This window comes from Streptomyces sp. NPDC015131 (genome assembly GCF_043079975.1).
In the GTDB taxonomy this organism is placed as follows: domain Bacteria; phylum Actinomycetota; class Actinomycetes; order Streptomycetales; family Streptomycetaceae; genus Streptomyces.
Map to the genome: position 1 here is coordinate 418,226 of NZ_JBIBVB010000005.1, position 14,844 is coordinate 433,069.

Here is a 14,844-nt window from a genome sequence, read left to right on the forward strand (position 1 = left end):
GGCTCCGTCATGCGTGCGGGTCAGCGCAGCTCCGCCGGGGGCGTGCGGGCGCCGTCGACCTTCTCGGTGCGCTCCAGCTCGCCCCAGACGATGTAGCGGTAGGTGGAGGTGTAGACGGGCGTGCAGGTCGTCAGGGTGATGTACCGGCCCGGCTTGGCCCGGCCCGACTCCTTGGGCACCGGCTGGAGGACGTCCACGTTGAACTTCGAGGTCTCCGGGAGCGTCTTGTAGACCTTGTAGACGTACCAGGTGTCCTTGGTCTCGAAGACGATCGAGTCGCCGTTCTTGAGCTTGTGGATGTTGTGGAACTTCGCCCCGTGCCCGTCCCGGTGCGCGGCGAGCGAGAAGTTGCCCGCCTTGTCGGAGGGGAGGGCGGACTTCACGGGGGCGGTGTAGTAGCCGGCGACGCCGTTGTTCAGGGTCTTGGGGTCGGTGCCCCGCTTGACCAGTATCTCGCCGTTCTTCATCGCCGGTACGTGGAGGAAGCCGATGCCGTCCTTGGTGTCGAGGGCGCCCGGGGCCGCCGAGGCCCAGTGGTCGCGGACCTCGCTGCCCTGCTTGTCGGCCTCCCGGTCGGCGAGGACGTTCGTCCACCACAGCGAGTAGACGACGAACAGGCCCATGATCACCCCTGCGGTGATCAGCAGCTCGCCGAAGACGCTGACGGCTCCGGCGATCCGGTTGCGCGCACGTGCCACTACATCTGTCCCGTCTGAAGGTCGAAGCCAGGCCGCCCTAGCCTACGAGCGCGTCCGGTTTCCCCTTGCTGCGCGGGCGTTCGTCGACCATCTTGCCCCACACGATCATCCGGTACGTACTGGTGAACTCGGGCGTGCAGGTCGTCAGCGTGATGTACCGCCCCGGCCCGGTGAAGCCGGAGCCCCTGGGCACCGGCTCGATCACGGACACGTTCGACGGCGGGGTCTGCGGGAGGATGCTCGCCATCTCGTAGGTGTAGTACGTGTCCTGGGTCTCCACGACGATCGGGTCGCCGGGGGAGAGCCGGTTGATGTACCGGAAGGGCTCGCCGTGGGTGTTGCGGTGGCCGGCCACCGCGAAGTTCCCCTGCCGGTCCGAGGGCATGGCCGTCTTGAGCTGCCCCTCGGCGTAGTGGCCCACCATGCCCCGGTCGAGGACGCGCTTCTTGTCGATGCCCTCGGCGATCGGCACGACGACGTCCAGCTTCGGGATGTACATGATCGCGAAGCCCTGGCCGGGCTCGAAGGCCCCCGGTTTGCGGCCCTCCGCCCAGGCGTCCTCGATGCCCTGCTTGGCCCGGTCGGCCTCGAAGCCGGCCCGGACGTTGGTCCACCAGAGCTGGTAGGTGACGAAGAGGAGCATCACGACGCCGAAGGTGATGAACAGCTCGCCCACCACCCGGCTGGCGACCACGCCGACGCTGTCCTTGCGGGCCCGGGCGGCGCGCCGGGCCTCCACGCGGGTGAGCGGTCTGCCGGGGTCCTGGGGCGGCGCGGCGGGCGTCCGGGAGGCCCCCTTGCGGCGGCGTCCGCGTCCGCCCCCCTTGGCGGCCGCCCTGCGGCGCTCGGCGCGGCCCCCGGTGGGCGCGGGACCGGCCGCTATTCGCCGGGTGTCCTCGGTGCGCAGGGCCATCGTCTCGCCGTCCGCCGGACGGGCCCCGGCCGGCGGCCCGGGCGTCTCGGCCGGCTCGTACGACGCGTACGGCTCGGGCGCCGCGTAAGGCTCCGGCTGGTGCTGCGGCTGCCGCGCGTAGGGCCCAGGCTGAGGCTGGGGCTGCGGCTGGGGCGGAATCTCCTCTTCCGGAAGTGGCGGGTTCGTCGCCCGGAACCACGGCGAACCGTGCTCGTGCTCCGGGCGTACGGGGGTCACGCGACGGCCTTGCCCACCACCGGCGCCAGGCCCGCCGACCGGGCGACCGCGCCGGTGTCACCGCACTGCTCCAGCCAGTTGGCGAGCATCAGGTGCCCGTACTCGGTGAGCACGGACTCGGGGTGGAACTGCACGCCCTCCACGGCGGCGTCCCGGTGGCGCAGGCCCATGATGATGCCGTCCTCGGTCCGCGCGGTGACCTCCAGCTCGTCCGGCAGGCCCACCGGCTCGGCGGCCAGCGAGTGGTAGCGGGTCGCGGTGAAGGGCGACGGCAGCCCGGTGAAGACACCCCGCCCCTCGTGCACCACCGGGGACGTCTTGCCGTGCAGCAGCTCGGGCGCGCGGTCGACGACTCCGCCGTACGCCACGGCCATCGACTGCATGCCGAGGCAGACGCCGAAGACCGGGACACCGGTGTCCGCGCAGTGGCGCACCATGTCGACGCAGACGCCGGCCTCCTCGGGGGTGCCGGGGCCGGGTGAGAGCAGGACGCCGTCGAAGTGGTCCTGGGCGTGGCTCAGCTCGACCTCGTCATTGCGCCGGACCTCGCACTCGGCGCCGAGCTGGTAGAGGTACTGGACCAGGTTGAAGACGAAGCTGTCGTAGTTGTCGACGACGAGAATGCGCGCGCTCACTGACCGTCCACCGTCACATCGTTGAACGGAAGCAGCGGCTCCGCCCAGGGGAACACGTACTGGAAGAGCACATAGACCACCGCGAGGGCCAGGACGAGCGAGATCAGCGCCCGCACCCACGCGTTGCCCGGGAGATGCCGCCAGATCCAGCCGTACATGACGCCCGCCGGTCCTTTCCGTCGAATCCGTCGACCCGGGGCCGTGGCGGCCGTCGGGTGCCCTTCGATACCGCACCAGAGTACGGGGCGATGCCCCCGGGGTGGGTCACCTGTGGAAAGCGGGGGCCCGGCCGGGGGCGGCCCGGCTACGGGGTGGGCCGCGCGTGGTGGAGGTCGACCGTGCCCGCGTAGCCGGGGAGGGCGACCTTGTCGTGGTCGTCGACCTTCCAGCCCAGGCCGTACGCCTTGACGTACAGCAGGTAGTTCTGGACGGCGGTGGACCGGTCGAGGGCGCGCTGGAGCCGGCCGGTGTCCCCGACGGCGGTGATCCGGTAGGGCGGGGAGTAGACGCGGCCCTGGAGGATCAGGGTGTTGCCGACGCAGCGCACCGCGCTGGTGGAGATCAGCCGCTGGTCCATGACGCGGATGCCCTCGGCGCCGCCCTGCCACAGCGCGTTGACCACCGCCTGGAGGTCCTGCTGGTGGATCACCAGGTCGTTGGCCTGCGGCTCGGGGTAGCCGGGCGCGGCCTGGGCGCCCGGCGGGGCGTCGTTGAGGGTCACGGTGAGCCCCTGGCCGGCGACCTCGGTGGTGCCCGCGGCCTTCTCCAGGGCGGCGAGTTCGGCGTCCTCGGCCTCGGTGGAGCCGTCGTCCCGGCGGGCGAGGGCGTCGACCTCGTCCCGTACGGCGGCGGTCGCGCCGTCCAGTTCGGCGTTCTTGTGGCTGCGCTCGCGGATGAGGTCGGAGAGCTTCAACAGGGAGGCGTCCGTGCGGATGTTGGTGCCCTTGGCGGTGTTGAAGCTGGTGACGAAGATCAGGCCGGCGAGGGCGAAGACGGCAGCGGTCAGCAACCGGACGGGTCGCCACCTGTCGCGCCCGGCCGGCTCTCGGGGAGAGTCGGCGGAATTGCTCAACGTACCCTTATCTCCTTCGACCCCGCGGAAGCACTACGCTAACGGACGCCCGGGTGGGGCAGTGGTGTCCCCCTCGCCCCCGGACCGGCCACCGCACCACCGTCACAGTTCCCTGCGCGGTCACGCAGCGCATCGACAGGAGAGTCCCTCGTGCCGAAGTCACGTATCCGCAAGAAGGCCGACTTCACGCCGCCGCCGGCCACCAAGCAGGCGACCAGCATCAAGCTCACCAGCCGCAGCTGGGTGGCTCCGGTGATGCTGGCCCTCTTCGCCATCGGGCTCGCCTGGATCGTGGTCTTCTACGTCACCGACGGCTCACTGCCCGTCGAGTCGTTCGGGAACCTGAACATCGTGGTGGGCTTCGGCTTCATCGCCGCCGGCTTCGGTGTCTCCACGCAGTGGAAGTAGCCGCCCCGGCGGACGCGGGGCCCGGCCGTCGCCGTCAAGCCCTGCCCTGAGTTATCCACAGCGTTGTGCACAGCGAGTGGAAAAGGTCAGACGATCTGTGGATAACTCGCATTGAGTTGACGCCGATGTGACTGCGGCCGGCCGCCCGGAGGCGGTCGGCCCACCCCGCACCGGTATGACAAAGCCGCAGGTCAGCGCGGATGGGCACAGACGTTCCCCACACGATGCGCCGGTACGGGCACACGCTGTGGACAATGGTGGGGACAAACGCCGCTCAGACGAGCGCGGACGTCCTCAGAATCACGGTCAGCAGGGACAGCCCCAGGACCAGGCCGCACGCCGACCACTGGAGCAGCGCCCGCCGCTCGCGCGGGCCGTTGACCATGGCGTACGCGATGACCAGGCCCGCGACCAGGCCGCCGATGTGCGCCTGCCAGGCGATGCCGTCCCGGGCGAAGGTGATCACCAGGTTGAGCACGACCAGGGCGATGATCGGCCGCATGTCGCGCCGGAGCCGCCGGAACAGCACCACGCTCGCGCCCAGCAGGCCGTAGATCGCGCCGGACGCGCCCAGCGACCCCTGGTTCTCCGCCGCGATCAGATAGGTGAGCGCGCTGCCGGCCAGGCCGGACAGCAGATAGAGGACCAGGTACCGGGTCCGGCCCAGCTCCTCCTCCAGGGTGCCGCCCAGCAGCCACAGCAGCAGCATGTTGCCCGCGAGGTGCCAGATCTCCTCGTGCAGGAACATCGACGAGACCAGCCGGTACCACTCGCCGTCCGCGACCCCCACGACCTCGCCCAGGCCGGGGTCGAAGGCGTACCCGATCAGGAGCGTCTCGTCCACCAGGGACGGGCTGATCACCCCGGCGAGGAACACCAGCAGATTCAGCCCGAGCAGCACATGGGTGATCAGGTGCGGGTGCCCGGCCGTGAGCCGTCCGCCCGCGACCGTGCGGGGGTGGTTGGCCGTACGGGTGTGCCCCGTGCCGGACCCGCCGCGCACGCACTCCGGGCACTGGAACCCCACCGCCGCGTTCACCATGCAGGCCGAGCAGATGGGCCGCTCGCAGCGCGTGCAGCGGATGCCCGTCTCCTCACCGGGGTGGCGGTAGCACCTCGGCGTCTGCGCCTGCTCCATGGGATCCCCTCGTCGGCTGCCACACGTGCGAATCGCCTCGTCCATCCTTACGGACGGACGAGGCGAAAAGGTTCCCGGCGACGGCGCCCCGGGCGGGGCCGGGCGGCGCCGCGGGAAGGACCGCGGGGCGGGTCAGCGGGTCTCGATCACCACGGACTCGATGACCACGTCCTTGACCGGGCGGTCGGTGCGCGGGTTGGTCTGGCTGGCGGCGATCGCGTCCACGACCTTCTTGCCGGCGTCGTTGGACACCTCGCCGAAGATCGTGTGCTTGCCGGTCAGCCACGTGGTCGGGGCCACGGTGACGAAGAACTGCGAGCCGTTGGTGCCCGGACCGGCGTTGGCCATGGCCAGCAGGTAGGGCTTGTTGAAGGCCAGCTCCGGGTGGAACTCGTCACCGAACTCGTAGCCCGGGCCGCCGGTGCCGTTGCCCAGCGGGTCGCCACCCTGGATCATGAAGCCGCTGATGACACGGTGGAAGACCGTGCCGTCGTAGAGGCGGTCGGTGGACTTCTTCCCGGTCGCCGGGTGCGTCCACTCGCGCTCGCCCTGGGCGAGCTCGACGAAGTTCTTGACCGTCTTGGGCGCGTGGTCCGGGAAGAGCCGGATCTCGATGTCGCCGTGGTTGGTCTTCAGGGTGGCGTAAAGCTGCTCGGCCACGATCTGCCTTCCGTAAGTCTGCTCTGACGTTCACCGATCCTCGCACGGAAGGACGGCCGCCGCCGAAAGGGCGGGGCTTTCGCACCCGGAGGTGGTGCACGCCGGGCGGGCGGGGGTACGCGGTGGGTTCAGGCCCCGTTGCCCCGGATGCCGCCGTAAAGCATGCCGACCATGACGGTGACAGGCATGATTTCAAAAAGGACGGACAGGCGAATACCGACCCCGCCACCGAGGAGGAGGATCCCGTGACCCGCAAGGACAGCGTGCTCGCCGCGACCAGCTCGGCCAAGGACAGCGTGCGGCACGCCGCGGAAGTGGTGGCGCCCTACGCCGAAACGGCGAAGGACACGGCCGCGCAGTACGCGCAGCACTACGCGCAGGAAGCACGTGTCCGGGTCGCGCCGAAGGTCTCCAAGGCCGCGAACCGGGCCAAGGCTCAGGCACGTCTCCAGTACGGCACGCTCGTCGCGCCGCATGTGCCGCCGAAGGTCGACGTGGCCGCGCATCGTGCCGCGGTCCGGACCCGTCAGGCCGCACGTCAGGCTGCGGACTACACCGTGCCCCGGGTCGAGCAGGCGATGGCCGCCGCTCAGCCCGTCAAGGAGCAGGCGCTCGCCCGCTCCGCCGCCGCCGTCGCCGCTGTGCGCGGCCAGGTGACGGCCAAGGACATTCAGAAGCTTGTGAGGAAGAACCAGCGTCGGGCCAGGGCCGGTCGCCTCGCCAAGGGGCTGGCGGTCGTCGGCGTTCTGGCCGGCGGCGCCTTCGCCGCCTGGAAGTGGTGGGACAAGCAGGCCAACCCGGACTGGCTGGTCGAGCCCCCGGCTCCTACCGAGGTTCCCGAGCGCACTCCGCTGACCTCCGTCGACGGTACGGGCCCGGCTGCGCTGGACCCCGAGGTGGAGGCCAAGCAGGCGGAGGCCGAGGCCGACGCCGACGCGGGCACGGACGACGAGCGCCGCTAGGGCTGTCCCAGGAGGACGCGCCCTAGGCGGCGAGTGCGAGGTCGGTGCGGCCGGCCGGGACGTCGACAGCGGCGGCCCGGCCGGCCGTTCCGTGCCCGGCGGCGGCCGGAGCGGTGGTGCTCGTGACGGCGCCGGTGGTGGCGCCGGTCGTCACGGCCGCCCGGACGGTCGGGTCGGAGGCGTCGGCCGGCTGCGGTACGGCGAAGGCGGGCAGGCGGCGTACGGAGGGCGACGAGCCGTGCGCCTCCGCGCGGATGCGCTGCTTGATCGTGGGCGGCAGCGACCGGACCCGGCCGGGACCCCAGGCGGGTGCGCAGCACAGCGGCACCGGATCGGGTGCCGGGGCCGGGGCCGGGGAGTGCGCGGCGGAACGGGCGGCGCGGGCGGCGCGGGCCGGGGGAACGGCCACCGGGGCGGCGATCACCGGAACGGACGCCTTCGGCGTGCGCTTCAGGCCGAGAGCGGTGAGGATCGCGGTCAGGAGAGAGAACAGCGCGGTCCAGAAGGTGGTGTTCGCGTGCGTGGCGGGTGTGACATGGGTGGCGTGCGTGCACTCGACGTCGGTCATGGCCCCTCGCTTTCGGGTTGAGCGATCTACATACCTTTCTCATGATGTGTACGCATCTCGAGAAGGCACGGAGCGACGTCGGCGCTGCGCAGATCTTCCGATGAACACCACCCGTACGGCTCAGGCCGCCACCGGGAAGTAGCGCGTGAACGGGTCGGGGCCGACCCCCATCACCTCTCCGAAGGGCGTCGAGAGGTAGTGGATCAGCAGCCCCAGGAACACCGTGAGCACCACCATGCCCATCGCCATCATCAGCTGGCCCGGGCTGCGGCCGATCCCGAAGAAGAACAGCATCCCGACCGACAGGACCGCCCCCACGAAGATCCCCGCCCACAGCACCGGGGACAACGTCTCCTCGGCGACCGCCTCCCGGCCGCGCCGGGCGTCGTCCAGCGCGCTGAGCTGGCCGAGCAGTTCCAGCGCCGTGACCTCCTGGGACGAGGACGCGTCGGGCGGCGCGGCCGCCACCGCGCGCAGCTGGCGCACCAGGCCCCACCCGGTGTCGGCCGGCGGGCCGCCCTGCCGCATCCGCGGCCACTCGTCCCGGACGACATGCACGGCGTACCGCTCGGCCACCGCCTCCACCCGTCGCTGCTGCTCCGGCGGGAGCCCCTCGGCGAGGACCGTCATCTGGTGCAGGGCGCCCGCCTCGGTGGAGATGTGGTTCTCCGCGTCGCCCCGCAGCTCCCAGACGGAGACCAGGGCGAGGCCCAGCAGCAGGGCGTAGAGGAGCGCGATCATCATCGACATGTACTCGGCGACCTCACCGCCGCCCTCCTCCTCGTCCGCCTCGGCGGGGTGGAAGTGGCGCCACGCCACGACGGCGGCGGCGGCGACCAGTGCGGCGAGCAGCCCGAGGGCCAGGGTTCCGATCACATGCTCCACGACCGCTCCTCTCCTTTCTCGCGCGGCGCTCCCGGGGATCCGGCGGTGCGTTCCGGGGGTGCTACAGGCGGCGGCTCGCCAGGACGACGAGCGCCGCCGCCGGGAGGAAGAGCAGCAGCAGGAACACGGCCGGGCTGAGCGACTCGTCCCGGCGGTAGCCCCCGTCCGCCCGCGCGGTCAGCCCCCCGTCGGGGGCGGTGGCGGGGGTGCGGGGGCCGTCGGGCCGCGCCTCGCCGGGCGGTCGCGCCCCGCTGCCCGTGCCGCTGCCCGGGCCGACACCCGCGCTGGCGGCGCCCGCGGTGCCGGCCAGCCCGGCGAGGCCCCCGGGCGGGACGGCTCCCGGCGGGACGGCCCCGGGCGGGACGGCTCCGGGCGGGACGGCTCCCGGCGGGGTGAGGCCGGGTGGGGCCGCCCCGGGCGCGGTGAGGCCGGGTACGAGACCGGGGGGTACGAGGCCGGGCGCGGCCAGGCCGGGCGGGATCACGGCCGGCGGGGCGACGGCACCGGGGGCGAAGGGAGCCGGGGGCGTCAGGAACGCGGCACCCGCCGCGCCCGGGGCGAGCGCGCCGGGCGGGACGGCGGCCCCCGGCGTACCCGCGGCAGCCGTGCCCGGGGCGGCCGGTGCTCCCGGGGCGCCGGGCGCGGGGACGGGGGCGACACCGGCGGCCGTACCGGCGACCCCGGCGGCGGCCCGCGCGGCGGCGGCCCCAGCGGCACCGGCCGCACCACCGGAACCACCGGCCGCGCCAGCCGCGCCAGCCGCACCACCGGCCGCACCAGCCGCACCAGCCGCCGTACCCGCCGCGCCAACCACCGACGTACCGCCGACACCACCAGCCCCGCCCGCCACAGCACCACCCGCGCCCGGTGGCGGTGGGGGCGGGGCCACCACGAAGGGCGCCACTGCCCGTGCCACCAGCACCGGCGGCGGGGCCGGCCGGGTGCAGGTCGGGCCCAGGGTGAACAGCCGGTCACTGCCCCGGACCTCCGGGGCGGCGCGGTGGGGGCCGGGGCGCAGGCCGGCCGGCCGTGCCTCGCACACCGCGACGGCGCCGGGGGCCAGCGCCCGGGGCGGGCCGGGCCGCCCGCCGCAGTTCAGGGGTGGCCGTCCCAGTCCGGCGTCGGTGAGCCGGGGGTCGTGGACCGTGCGGTTGCCCGGGTTGCTGATGACGTACCGGACCACCGTGCGGGGCGCCACGGCGTCGCGCACGGAGACGGCGAGCGCCAGGGCGCCGCCCACGCCCTGGTAGCCGGCCCGGGCGGTGGCGGTGGGGCGCAGGCCCAGCGAGGGGATCTCGCCCCGGGCGCGCGCGGTGGCGGCGTGCCGTCCCGGTGCGGCGGGGAAGCGGGCCGTGCAGAGCACCGAGGTCATGCCGCGCATCCAGAAGCCCTGGCCGCGGGGGCAGCGCAGGGCGCCGCGCGGTACGGAGGGGTCGGTGAGCGTGACGCGGTGGAGGTCGGCGCCCGAGCGGTTGGTGAGCCGGTAGCGCTTGACGACCGGGTGGCCGGTGCGGACGCCGGTGCGCTCGGCCTGCCGGGGGGTCTTCTTGTTGACGGTCACCGTCAGGACCAGTGCCGCCCGCCCCGCGCCGTCGGCGGCGGCCTGCGGGGGGCGGGAGAGGAGCGGCCAGCCGCCGGCGTGCGCCACGACGAGCAGCGCGCCGGCGGAGAGGAGTAACGCTCGCATACGGGTGGGGGTGTGCCTGACCGCCATCCCAGGGGTCCCTTCCGGTCCTCGGGTGTGCCCGGACAGCGGCAGCGTCCGTCACGTACTGGGGGCCGGAAAGCCGGGCGGCCGGTGATTGCGCTGTCCGTGCCGGAGTGCACCGCGATGGCGGAGCGGGGGCCGGGTCAGGCCACCGCCGTCAGGTGGCGGACGGCGCCGGGGGCCGGGGGCGCCGTGCTGTGGACGCAGTCGCGCAGGAGCGGGGGGATCACGAGCCGGCCGGGGCGGGGTTCGTGGGCGAGGTTGTGGTCGATGAGGGTGTCGAAGAGGCGCTCGGCGTCCGGGGCGGCGAGGCCGGTGGCGGCGCAGGCCCCGGGGATGTCGTGGACGGGCGAGGGGTGCAGGGCGAGGGTGCGGTGGAACGCCCGGGCGGCGGGCGGCAGCCGGTGGTGGGAGAGGGCCAGGAGGGCCATCAGGTCGCGGTCGGCGGTGCGCAGGAGCGCGGTGCGCCCGGCGGGGGTGCGCAGCCGCTCGGCGAGGTCCGGAACGGTCCACGCGGGGCGGTCGCGCAGTCGCCCGGCGGCGAGGCGCAGCGCCAGCGGGTGGTGGTCGCACAGGGCGAGGGTCTCGGTGAGGGGCGTACCGGTGCGGGTGCCGCCCGCGACGCGGCGGAAGAGGGTCTCGGCGTCGGCGGGGGGCAGGGCCCCCAGCGGCAGGGCGCGGGAGCCGTCGGGGGCGGCCGGCCGGTGGCGGGTGGTGATCAGGGTGAGCGTCTCGCCGGCGCCGGGGAGGAGCGGGGCGATCTGGGCGGCGTCGGCCGCGTCGTCGAGGACGAGCAGCGCGCGGCGGCCGGCGAGGCGGGAGCGCCAGACGGCGCCGCGTGCGTCCGGGCCCGCCGGGAGGTCGCCGGGAGCCACCCCGTCGGAGGCCAGCAGGATGCCCAGCGCCTCGTCGGGGGTGAGCGGCGGGCGGGCCGCGCTGTGGCCGTGCAGGTCGAGGTAGAACTGCCCGCCGGGGTGGTCCGCGGTGCGGCGGTGGGCGAAGTGGACGGCGAGGGCCGTCTTGCCGATGCCGCCCATGCCGTCGACGGTGACCGTGCGGGGGGTGCCGGGGGGCTGGTCGTCGGCGGCCCGTTCCAGGAGGGCGAGTTCGGCGGCGCGGCCGGTGAAGTCGGGCAGGTCGCGCGGCAGGTGGTTGCCGTGGCCGGGGCGGGGGCGGGTGGTCCCGGCGGCGGGCGGGCGTTCCTGGTGCTGCGCCCGGGGGCCGTGGCCGAGGATCTCGCCGTGCAGGCGGCGCAGGCGGGGGCCGGGATCGAGGCCCAGTTCACCGGCGAGCAGGCGGCGGCCCTCGTCGTAGACGGCGAGCGCGTCGGCCTGCCGTCCGCTGCGGTAGAGGGCAAGCATCAGGCTGCCGCGCAGCCCGTCCCGCAGGGGGTGGCGGGCGGTGAGCGCGGACAGTTCGGCGACCAGGGAGCCGGCCTCGCCCGCCGCGAGGCGCAGCTCCATCAGCTCCTCGACGGCGGTGAGCCGCTGTTCGTCCAGTCCGGCGGCGGCGGCGGTCACGGCCGGGCAGTCGATGCCCGCGAAGGCGTCGCCGCGCCAGAGGTCCAGGGCCTCCTGGAGCAGCCGGGCGGCCTCGGCGTCCCGGCCCTCGCGGCGGGCGGCGCGGGCGGCGCGGGTCCACTCGGTGAAGCGGTGCACGTCCAGGGCGCCGGGCGGGAGGTCCAGCCGGTAGCCGATGTCGGTGCTGACCAGGCCGGCGCCGTCGCCGGCGGGGGGCAGGGCCGCGCGCAGGTCGCGGACCGCGTTGTGCACCTGGTGGCGGGCGGAGGCGGGCGGGTCCTGCCACAGCTCGTCCACCAGGGTGTCGACCGACACCGTGCGGCGGGCGTGGAGCAGGAGGAGGGCCAGCAGCCGGCGGCGGCGCATGCCCGCGAGCCGGACCGGCCGTCCCGACGTCCGTGCCTCCACCGGTCCCAGAACCAGGAACTCCATCGTCCTCACCCCCGAGGGCCGCGTCGTGCGGCGTGATTGCGACGCTGCCGACGCTAGGGGCGGGTCTCGCGCGTATTCAACGCGCGTACTCCCGAAGGCACATGCCGTACCTCCAAAGAAACACATCGGAATGGCGCATTCCCACCTTAGTTTCGCCATATGACCACGGCTTTCGCCCCTCGCCTTCCCGAAACGTCCGCTTCCTCCGCCACGGCTTTCGGGGTCCCGTCGCCCCCGGCGGCGTCCGGTTTCCGCCTCTCCGCGCGCACCGTGGGGAACTGCCTGCGCGAGGCGCGTCCGCTCGTCCAGGCGATGTTCGTGCTGCGGTTCGTCACGGGCGCGCTGCTGACGTCGTCCGCCGCGCACCACCGGCCCGACGCCCCGCATCTGCTGCTGGGCGCGGTCGCCTGGTGGGCGGCGACGGTGAGCGTGTACGTCTTCAACGGGGTGAGCGACCTGTGCGAGGACCGCGCCAACCGGTCGACCAGGCCGCTCGCCGGGGGCCGGCTGACCGAGTCGGCCGCGCGCCGGGCGGTGGCCGTGACCGCGCTGGCGGGGCTGGTGCTCGGCTGCGCGTCGGGGTGGCGGGTGGCGGAGGCGGCGGCCGTCTTCCTGGCCCTGGGGTACGCCTACTCGGCGCCGTCGGTCGCGGCGAAGTGCCGGTCCTGGTCCGCCTCGGCGGTCACCTGCGCCGCCGCGGGGGCGACCTACTTCGCCGGGGTCGCCGCCTCGGGCGTCGGGCTCACCGCCGAGGCGGCCGTCTTCGCCGTGGTGCTCTCGCTGGGGGTGGGCCTGATAGCGGCCGTCGCCAAGGACCTGGGCAGCACCCGGGGCGACGCCCTCGCGGGCCGGCGCACGCTGGCCGTCGTCCGCGGGGAGCGCAGCGCCCGGCGGTTCTGCGCCGCCGCCGGGGTGGCGCTGGCCCTGGCCATCGCGGCCGGCGCCCTGTGGGTGCGCCAGCTGCCGCTGGAGGCCGCCGCCGCCGTCTTCGCCGTGGGCGCGCTGTGCGTGGCCGGGCGCTGCCTGGCGGTGCACGGGGAGGGCGCGGGGCCCCGGGCCCCGTACCGGGCGTGGATGGTGACCCAGTACGCCGTCCATCTGGCCGCGCTGGCCGCTCTTGCCTGGGGGTGAACGTCCCCTTAAAGCCAGCTTGTCCGTTCTTCACCGGCATATGACAAAGCCGTTGTTATGATCCCGCGAGGCGGGTGAGTGTGGGGAATGACCCCGTCCTGACCTGACCGTTTTCCCCACATGGGGGCACGCCGTGGGACATTCCTCCGACCGGGGGACCGACCGGTCCTCCCTTGTCGACACCGCCGTCGCCCGCTACGCGGACGGCCTGCGGGAGGCCGGCAATCCGCTCGCGCTCCGCCCGGAGCTGTGGACCACCTGCGAGAGACAGGCCCGGCAGATCCTCGGCGAGTTCGTCGACACCCTGTACGGCACCGAGGCCACGCTCGCCGAGGAGGCCGAGCTGGCGTCGATGGCCCTCGGCGTGCAGCGCTCCTCCGAGCGGGTCCCGCCGGTCGACTCGGTGCACGCGGCCCGGGTGCTGTTCGACGTGGCGGTCGGGACGATGACCGAGGTCACCGCGCACCTGCCCGCCGGCACCGCCCTGTCCCGCTGCCTGACCGCCGTACGGACCCTGCACGAGGCCGTCTTCGCGCGGGTCGGCGCCGCCGCCATCGGCTACGAGTCGGCGACCCTGCGGGAGGTGGGGCAGGCCAGCACCGCCCGCCGCCACCGGATCGCCCGCGACCTGCACGACCACATCGGCAGCAGCATCAGCCTGGCGCTGCGCTGCCTCGACCTGTACGCCGTGGAGCAGGAGACCGGGGCGGTCCCGCCGCGCGACCGGCTGGCGGACGCCCGCGAGGCGCTGCGCGACGTCTACGGCTTCACCCGCTCCATGGTCGGCGGGCTGCGGGTGGACGAGCTGCACCAGGGCCTCAAGGAGGAGATCGACGCCTACAGCGCCGTCGCCGGCGACCGCCCCGCGAAGGTCCGTTCCCGGATCGACGGCGACGAGTCCTGGCTGCCCGAGCGCACCCGCCAGGAGCTGTTCCTCGTCGTACGGGAGGCCCTGCGCAACGCGTTCACCCACGCGCGGGCGGACCATGTCGACGTCCTGGTGAGCGTCTTCCCCGACGTCGTGCACGCCACCGTCGTCGACGACGGCGTGGGGCTGCCGCGGGCGCGGGAGGGCGGCGGCGGGCTGGCGGCGATGCGCCAGCGGGTCACCGGGCTCGGCGGGACGCTGGAGCTGATCGCCGAGCCGGACCGGGGGACCCGGGTCGCGGTGCGGATACCGCTGGACGGAGCCGGGGTGGACGGGCGATGAGCGGCGCGGGAGCGGAGAGCGGCGGCGACATCCGGCTGCTGGCCGTGGACGACCACCGGCTGCTGCGCGAGGCGCTGTGCGAGCTGCTGGAGATGTACGAGGGGCTGACCGTGGTCGCCCAGGCCGGCGACGGGCCCGGCGGGGTCCGCATGGCGGGCCTGCACCGCCCGGACGTGGTGCTCCTCGACCTGGAGATGCCCGGGCCCGGCCCGCTCGCCAATCTGCGGGGCATCCGGCAGGCGGCCCCCGACGCCCGGATCATCGTCCTGACGATGCACGACGACCGGCGGCTGATCGACGCGCTGCTGTCGGCGGGCGCCACGGGCTATCTGCACAAGGAGGCCGACCGGGAGGTCCTGGTCGCGGCCATCCGCAGCGCCATGGCGGGCGGCACGACCATGTTCCTGCCCTCTGCGCGGGCCGCCCGGCCCGAGCGGGAGCCGGAGCCCGCCGACACCCTGACCCTCCGCGAGCGGGAGCTGATGGAGCTGGTCGCCCAGGGGCTGAGCAACCGCCAGATCGGCAGCCGCCTCGGGATCACCGAGGGCACCGTCAAGCGCCACCTGCGGAACATCTTCGACAAGCTGGGCGCCACCTCCCGGCTCGACGCGGTCAACCGGATGCAGCCGCAGCGCCGTTACTGACCGGCCGGCGCCCTCCGCCACAC

16 protein-coding genes are annotated in these 14,844 nt (G+C 74.2%); 5 read left to right on the forward strand and 11 right to left on the reverse strand.

The genetic code is table 11. The annotated features are described in order from the left end of the window. Positions 1 to 20: 20 nt before the first annotated feature. From ACF08D_RS22070 to ACF08D_RS22090, 5 genes are all read right to left on the reverse strand, one after another. Positions 21 to 698 carry a class E sortase gene (locus tag ACF08D_RS22070; RefSeq protein ID WP_392224444.1) on the reverse strand — a complete coding sequence of 226 codons (678 nt, stop codon included), beginning with the start codon at positions 696 to 698 and terminating at the stop codon, positions 21 to 23. 37 nt (positions 699 to 735) lie between these two features. Then, entirely contained in the window at positions 736 to 1,848 is a 1,113-nt protein-coding gene (locus ACF08D_RS22075; protein WP_392224445.1) for a class E sortase, read from the reverse strand. After that, on the reverse strand, positions 1,845 to 2,483 hold the full coding sequence (locus tag ACF08D_RS22080) for an aminodeoxychorismate/anthranilate synthase component II (RefSeq protein ID WP_392224446.1): 639 nt from the start codon (positions 2,481 to 2,483) through the stop codon (positions 1,845 to 1,847). The genes ACF08D_RS22075 and ACF08D_RS22080 overlap by 4 nt, the downstream gene beginning before the upstream one ends. Further along, positions 2,480 to 2,641 carry a hypothetical protein gene (locus ACF08D_RS22085; protein WP_189549781.1) on the reverse strand — a complete coding sequence of 54 codons (162 nt, stop codon included), beginning with the start codon at positions 2,639 to 2,641 and terminating at the stop codon, positions 2,480 to 2,482. The genes ACF08D_RS22080 and ACF08D_RS22085 overlap by 4 nt, the downstream gene beginning before the upstream one ends. A gap of 146 nt (positions 2,642 to 2,787) precedes the next feature. Next, positions 2,788 to 3,555 carry a DUF881 domain-containing protein gene (locus ACF08D_RS22090; protein ID WP_392224447.1) on the reverse strand — a complete coding sequence of 256 codons (768 nt, stop codon included), beginning with the start codon at positions 3,553 to 3,555 and terminating at the stop codon, positions 2,788 to 2,790. A 150-nt stretch (positions 3,556 to 3,705) separates the two neighbouring features. On the opposite strand from ACF08D_RS22090, the gene crgA reads away from it, so the two are divergent. Next, entirely contained in the window at positions 3,706 to 3,963 is a 258-nt protein-coding gene (gene crgA / locus ACF08D_RS22095; protein WP_392224448.1) for a cell division protein CrgA, read from the forward strand. Between the two features lie 274 nt (positions 3,964 to 4,237). Here crgA and ACF08D_RS22100 read toward each other — a convergent pair whose 3' ends face one another. Both ACF08D_RS22100 and ACF08D_RS22105 read right to left on the reverse strand, forming a co-directional pair. After that, positions 4,238 to 5,101 carry a rhomboid family intramembrane serine protease gene (locus ACF08D_RS22100; protein WP_392224449.1) on the reverse strand — a complete coding sequence of 288 codons (864 nt, stop codon included), beginning with the start codon at positions 5,099 to 5,101 and terminating at the stop codon, positions 4,238 to 4,240. A gap of 132 nt (positions 5,102 to 5,233) precedes the next feature. Further along, entirely contained in the window at positions 5,234 to 5,761 is a 528-nt protein-coding gene (locus ACF08D_RS22105) for a peptidylprolyl isomerase (protein WP_392224450.1), read from the reverse strand. A gap of 245 nt (positions 5,762 to 6,006) precedes the next feature. Here ACF08D_RS22105 and ACF08D_RS22110 point away from each other — a divergent pair, with 245 nt between their 5' ends. Beyond that, on the forward strand, positions 6,007 to 6,723 hold the full coding sequence (locus tag ACF08D_RS22110) for a DUF5324 family protein (protein ID WP_392224451.1): 717 nt from the start codon (positions 6,007 to 6,009) through the stop codon (positions 6,721 to 6,723). Positions 6,724 to 6,745: 22 nt separating this feature from the next. On the opposite strand, the gene ACF08D_RS22115 is transcribed toward ACF08D_RS22110, so the two are convergent. The 4 genes from ACF08D_RS22115 to ACF08D_RS22130 all read right to left on the reverse strand — a co-directional run bounded on the left by ACF08D_RS22115 (position 6,746) and on the right by ACF08D_RS22130 (position 11,836). After that, positions 6,746 to 7,291, reverse strand: a complete 546-nt coding sequence (locus ACF08D_RS22115; RefSeq protein WP_392224452.1) for a DUF6344 domain-containing protein — start codon at positions 7,289 to 7,291, stop codon at positions 6,746 to 6,748. A gap of 120 nt (positions 7,292 to 7,411) precedes the next feature. After that, entirely contained in the window at positions 7,412 to 8,176 is a 765-nt protein-coding gene (locus ACF08D_RS22120; protein ID WP_392224453.1) for a hypothetical protein, read from the reverse strand. A 61-nt stretch (positions 8,177 to 8,237) separates the two neighbouring features. Then, positions 8,238 to 9,863, reverse strand: a complete 1,626-nt coding sequence (locus ACF08D_RS22125) for a hypothetical protein (protein ID WP_392224454.1) — start codon at positions 9,861 to 9,863, stop codon at positions 8,238 to 8,240. A 164-nt stretch (positions 9,864 to 10,027) separates the two neighbouring features. After that, on the reverse strand, positions 10,028 to 11,836 hold the full coding sequence (locus ACF08D_RS22130) for a BTAD domain-containing putative transcriptional regulator (RefSeq protein WP_392224455.1): 1,809 nt from the start codon (positions 11,834 to 11,836) through the stop codon (positions 10,028 to 10,030). Between the two features lie 159 nt (positions 11,837 to 11,995). Between ACF08D_RS22130 and ACF08D_RS22135 the strand changes: the two genes are divergently transcribed. The 3 genes from ACF08D_RS22135 (at position 11,996) to ACF08D_RS22145 (ending at position 14,821) form a co-directional block, all read left to right on the forward strand. After that, the gene (locus tag ACF08D_RS22135; protein WP_392224456.1) at positions 11,996 to 12,967 is read left to right on the forward strand and encodes a UbiA prenyltransferase family protein; all 972 of its coding nucleotides are present in this window, start codon (positions 11,996 to 11,998) and stop codon (positions 12,965 to 12,967) included. Positions 12,968 to 13,100: 133 nt separating this feature from the next. Beyond that, positions 13,101 to 14,177, forward strand: a complete 1,077-nt coding sequence (locus tag ACF08D_RS22140) for a sensor histidine kinase (protein WP_392224457.1) — start codon at positions 13,101 to 13,103, stop codon at positions 14,175 to 14,177. Beyond that, positions 14,174 to 14,821: a response regulator gene (locus tag ACF08D_RS22145; protein ID WP_392224458.1), complete on the forward strand. Its 648-nt coding sequence runs from the start codon at positions 14,174 to 14,176 to the stop codon at positions 14,819 to 14,821. The genes ACF08D_RS22140 and ACF08D_RS22145 overlap by 4 nt, the downstream gene beginning before the upstream one ends. Positions 14,822 to 14,844 lie beyond the last annotated feature (23 nt).

Bases quoted from the DNA above. Each gene is read 5' to 3' on its own strand.
- ACF08D_RS22085 (WP_189549781.1), bottom strand. From the start codon at position 2,641: ATGTACGGCTGGATCTGGCGGCATCTCCCGGGCAACGCGTGGGTGCGG.
- ACF08D_RS22100 (WP_392224449.1), bottom strand. From the start codon at position 5,101: ATGGAGCAGGCGCAGACGCCGAGGTGCTACCGCCACCCCGGTGAGGAG.
- ACF08D_RS22115 (WP_392224452.1), bottom strand. From the start codon at position 7,291: ATGACCGACGTCGAGTGCACGCACGCCACCCATGTCACACCCGCCACG.
- ACF08D_RS22125 (WP_392224454.1), bottom strand. From the start codon at position 9,863: ATGCGAGCGTTACTCCTCTCCGCCGGCGCGCTGCTCGTCGTGGCGCAC.
- ACF08D_RS22130 (WP_392224455.1), bottom strand. From the start codon at position 11,836: ATGGAGTTCCTGGTTCTGGGACCGGTGGAGGCACGGACGTCGGGACGG.
- ACF08D_RS22135 (WP_392224456.1), top strand. From the start codon at position 11,996: ATGACCACGGCTTTCGCCCCTCGCCTTCCCGAAACGTCCGCTTCCTCC.
- ACF08D_RS22145 (WP_392224458.1), top strand. From the start codon at position 14,174: ATGAGCGGCGCGGGAGCGGAGAGCGGCGGCGACATCCGGCTGCTGGCC.